Genomic DNA, 4,475 nt, shown 5'->3' on the forward strand with positions numbered 1-4,475 from the left:
TCGGCGAACCGCCCGACGCGCTCCGTCCCCGCCTGCTGCGCGGCGTCCCGCGCCAGCGGGAAGCGCTCCGACGCCGTCCCCAGGTCCGCGGTCCAGATCCCGAAGATCCCGGTCATCAGCAGGCCCCAGGCCCGCTCCTCGCAGACCGCGGGGGCCAGGTCGAGCCCCTTGTCGATCCAGTGCCGGCCCTCGGACAGGGTGCCCGCGGCCCGCCAGTACGGCGCGAGCTGGGCCGCCAGCCACAGGCCGTCGCGGGCCCGCTCGGGGGTGTCGTACGCGTAGGCCATGGCGACCCTGAGGTCGGCGATCCGGTCCCGTACGGCCGCGTGCAGCCCGGGCTGCGCCGGGGTCAGCAGCTCGTCCCAGAAGCGCTGCCCCAGCTCCCGCATGGACGCCAGGTGCCGTTCGCGTACGGCCTCGACGTCACCGGCGCGGGCCAGCCAGTCAGCGCCGTACTCGCGGATGGAGTCCAGCAGCCGGTAGCGGTCGCCGTCCTCGCCGGTGCGCTGGACAACGGACTTGTCGACGAGCCCGATCAGCGCCGGCAGCACGTCCTCGCGCGCCAGCTTCCCGCCCGCGCACACCCGCTCGGCGGCCGAGACGTCGAAGGAGCCGGCGAAGACCGACAGCCGGGCCCACAGCAGCCGCTCGTGTGCGGTGCACAGCTCGTGGGACCAGCCGATGGCGGTACGGAGCGTCTGGTGCCGGGTGTGCGCGGTGCGCCGGCCGCCGGTCAGCACCTCGAAGCGGCGGTCCAGCCGGGTGGCCAGCTCCGCGAGCGGCACCGCGCGCAGCCGGACCGCGGCCAGCTCCAGCGCCAGCGGCATCCCGTCGAGCCGGCCGACGAGGGCGAGCAGCTGCGCGCGGTTGGCGTCGGTGACGGCGAATCCCGGGACCACGGACGCCGCGCGCTGCACGAACAGCTCCAGCGACTCGGCGGGGTCCAGCGGCGCTATCGTCAGGCAGCGCTCGCCCGGCACGTCGAGCGGCTGCCGGCTGGTGGCGAGCACGCTGACGCCGGGGGCCTCGCGCAGCAGCACGTCGGAGAGCATCGCGCAGGCGTCGAGCAGGTGCTCGCAGGTGTCGAGGAGGATCAGCAGCTGGCGCTCGCGCAGATGCGCCACCATCGCGTCCAGCGTGCCCATGCCCGGCTGCTCGGGCAGCTCCAGCACCGCGGCGAGCGAGGTGAGCAGCAGCTCCGGGTCCCGCAGCCCCGACAGCTCGGCCAGCCACACGCCGTCCGGGAAGCGGGCGGTGAGCCCGGCGGCGGCGCGCATCGCCGTGCGGCTCTTGCCGACCCCGCCGGGGCCGGCCAGCGTGACGAGCCGCGATCGCGCCAACTCGGCGCGGATCAGGGCGATCTCCTCCGTCCTGCCGACGAAGCCGGTGAGCTCCACGGGGAGTTCACCGCCGCGCCGCTGGCCGAAGCCGAATCCCATGGCACCCCCGGGGCAGTCGTCCACGTCGTGGTCGCGGTCCCACCACAGCGTACGCAGATAACTGCACAGCGTGTAGGCCGCGCGACCACCCTCACCCGTTCGGGACGACGGCGCCGGCGGGAGGTGGTAAGGGAGCCGGTACGGGGCCGGGGGAGGGGCCCCCGGGGCGCGGTCGTAGGCTGCACGGGTGAATGGGAAGCTGTGGCAGATCGAGCCGTCCGGACCGCTGCGCGGCGACGTCACCGTGCGCGGCGCCAAGAACGCGGTCAGCAAGCACATGGTGGCCGCGATGCTGGGCTCCGGGCCGAGCACCATACGCAACGCGCCCGACGTCGGCGAGGTCGGCATCACCGCCCGGATGCTGGAGCACGTGGGCACGAAGGTCGAGCGCACCGACGGCGAGGTCACCGTCGTGCCGGGACCGGTGGCGGACCCGAGCGTCGACAAGGCGTTCACGGGGCTCAACCGCATCCCGATCCTGCTGCTCGGGCCGCTGCTGCACCTGACCGGCGAGGCGTTCGTGCCGATGGTCGGCGGCGACCCCATCGGCCGCCGTCCGGTCGACTTCCACCTGGACGCGCTGCGCCGCTTCGGCGCCGAGGTGGAGCTGGCGGAGGACGGCATCCACGCCCGCGCCGCCCGGCTGCGCGGCACCCGCGTCGACCTGCCGTACCCCAGCGTCGGCGCCACCGAGACGGTGCTGCTGACCGCCGTACGGGCCGAGGGCCGCACCGTCATCCGCAACGCCGCCACCGAGCCGGAGATCGTCGAGCTGGCGCTCTTCCTCCAGCGGATGGGCGCGCGGATCTCCCTCTACCCGGACCGCCGCATCGTCGTCGAGGGCGTCGACGCGCTCGGCGGCGCCACCACCCGGCTGGGCGGCGACCGGATCGAGGCGTTCTCCTACCTGGTCGCCGGGCTGGTCACCGGGGGAGAGGTGCGGGTGCACGGCTGCCCGCAGGACCGGCTGGTGACGCCGATCACCACGCTGGCGCGGATGGGCGCCCGGTTCGAGATCACCGACGAGTGGATCAGCGCGTCGGCCCCGCGCCCGCTGCGCGCCGCGGCCGTGCAGACCGACACCCACCCGGGCTTCGCCACCGACTGGCAGACCCCGCTGATGGTGCTCTTCACGCAGGCCGAGGGGATGTCGGTGCTGCACGAGACGGTGTACGAGAACCGGCTGGCGTACGTCTCCGCGCTGCAGGGCATGGGCGCCGAGATCGAGGTGTACGACACCTGCCTGGGCGGCCCCGCCTGCCGCTACCACGACACGGGCGCGCTGCACTCCGCCGTCGTGCGCGGCGTCAGCAGCCTGCGCGGCGGCGACGTCACGATGCCCGACATCCGCGCCGGGTTCTCCGCCGTGCTGGCCGCGGCGGTCGCCACCGGCGGCTCGACGCTGCGCGGGGTGCACCACATCGAGCGCGGCTACCACCGGCCCGTCGAGCAGTTCCGCGCGCTCGGCCTGGAGCTGCGCAGCCGCGAGGAGTAGCGCACCCGGGGGTGCGCGGGGCCGGGCGTACGGCATACGGGATACGTCGTCCGGGACGGGAACCGGGAGGGGACGGACGTGGAGTGGTGGTGGGTGGCTGCCGCCGTGCTGCTGGGCGGGGCCGGGGTGGTGGCCGCGGGCTTCCGGCAGGCGGACGACTCGCCGCGGCGGCTGTCGGGGCGCTCGCAGCGCGCGGCGCGCGGCCTGTCCGTGGTGCTGATCGGCGTCGCGGTCTTCTTCGGGCTGCTGGTGGCGGTGGGCAAGTTCCTGCTCACGACGGGGAACGGCGGGCTGTGAGCTGCGCCAGCATCCGGCGCTGCCGCCGGTGGCCGACCGTCTCGTAGCCGACGACGGGGACGAACGGGGCGAGTACCACCACCAGCAGGCAGACGGCGACCGGCAGGTCCGCCGCGCCCATCAGCACCGCCGCGCCCAGCACCGCCAGCGTCAGGGTGGACTGGAGCAGGTGGTAGCGGTCCCCGCCGGACAGCAGCAGGGCGTGCAGCAGGTAGACGACGAGCAGGTACAGGCCGACGGGCAGCGCCAGGGCGAGCACCACGGCGACCTCGCCGATCTCCGCGTCGTGTTCCAGGTACAGCCCGGCCACGTGCAGCCCCGCGCCGGCGCCCGCGATGGCGGCGAACAGCGGGATGTGCCCGTAGCCGAAGAGGTAGCCGCGGGTGCGCCGGTGCACCAGGATGTCGCCGAAGGGCGTCGTGAAGTACACCCACCACATGCCGAAGGTCAGCCCGACGCCGGCGACGACGACGGCCACGGCGTTCGCCGACCACTCGGCGCCGTCCGGGCCGCCGAGGAGGCCGCCGGACGACGCGACGGTGCCGACCACGGCCTCGCCCAGGGTGATGATCGCGAAGAGGCCGTACCGCTCGGCGACATGGTGCGGGTGCCAGGGCGTCCCGCCCGCGCCGCCCTGGGTCAGCACCGGCAGCAGCAGTTCCATCGCCGCGAGCACGCCGAAGGCGGCGACCACCGGCCCGAACGGCAGCTTCGAGAACGCCACCGCGAGCCAGCCCGCCTGGACGGCCACCGTCCAGCGGATCGTGGCCATGCCCACCCGGCGGTACGCGGGCGCCTCCCGGGCGGCGCGCCACCACTGCGCCACCATCGCGATCCGCATCACGACGTACCCGATCGTGATCGCCCGCATCTCCAGGTGGTCGCCGTCCGCCACCGAGTGGAACATCGGCGGCAGGCCGAGCGCGAACACCACGACGCCGATCATCTGCAGCATGGTCAGCGACCGGTAGAGCCAGTCGTCGGTGCCGAACGCGGACGCGAACCAGCTGAAGTTGATCCACGCGTTGCTGATGGCGAACATCGCCAGCGCGAACGCAGCCACCGCCCGCCCGGGGTGGTCCCCGGCGGACATCTCGGCGAGGAACGACGCGGCGGTGCCGACGGCGACCACGAACGTCAGGTCGAACAGCAGCTCAAGGGGCGTCGCCACCCGGCCGCGCTCGTCGGGATCACGGCCCGTCATCGGCACCCGGCTGTGCGCCACCCGCCCGCCGGCGCCGGTG

Annotated in this window: 4 protein-coding genes; 2 read left to right on the top strand and 2 right to left on the bottom strand. The window is 74.5% G+C overall.

Annotation, left to right across the window (positions count from 1 at the left end):
- Nucleotides 1–1,439: ATP-binding protein (locus H5J30_RS18885; protein WP_445194947.1), on the bottom strand; the 1,439-nt coding region annotated here is incomplete at its 3' end.
- Nucleotides 1,440–1,626: 187 nt separating this feature from the next.
- Between H5J30_RS18885 and murA the strand changes: the two genes are divergently transcribed.
- Nucleotides 1,627–2,934, top strand: a complete 1,308-nt coding sequence (murA, locus tag H5J30_RS18890; RefSeq protein WP_181788596.1) for a UDP-N-acetylglucosamine 1-carboxyvinyltransferase — start codon at nt 1,627–1,629, stop codon at nt 2,932–2,934.
- Between the two features lie 93 nt (nt 2,935–3,027).
- On the top strand, nt 3,028–3,231 hold the full coding sequence (locus H5J30_RS18895; RefSeq protein WP_309505570.1) for a hypothetical protein: 204 nt from the start codon (nt 3,028–3,030) through the stop codon (nt 3,229–3,231).
- Here the strand turns inward: H5J30_RS18895 and H5J30_RS18900 are convergent.
- Nucleotides 3,206–4,456: a low temperature requirement protein A gene (locus H5J30_RS18900; protein ID WP_309505571.1), complete on the bottom strand. Its 1,251-nt coding sequence runs from the start codon at nt 4,454–4,456 to the stop codon at nt 3,206–3,208. The genes H5J30_RS18895 and H5J30_RS18900 overlap by 26 nt on opposite strands.
- Nucleotides 4,457–4,475: the final 19 nt, after the last annotated feature.

It is taken from the genome of Streptomyces phytophilus (assembly GCF_013870535.1).
Taxonomy (GTDB): domain Bacteria; phylum Actinomycetota; class Actinomycetes; order Streptomycetales; family Streptomycetaceae; genus Streptomyces; species Streptomyces phytophilus.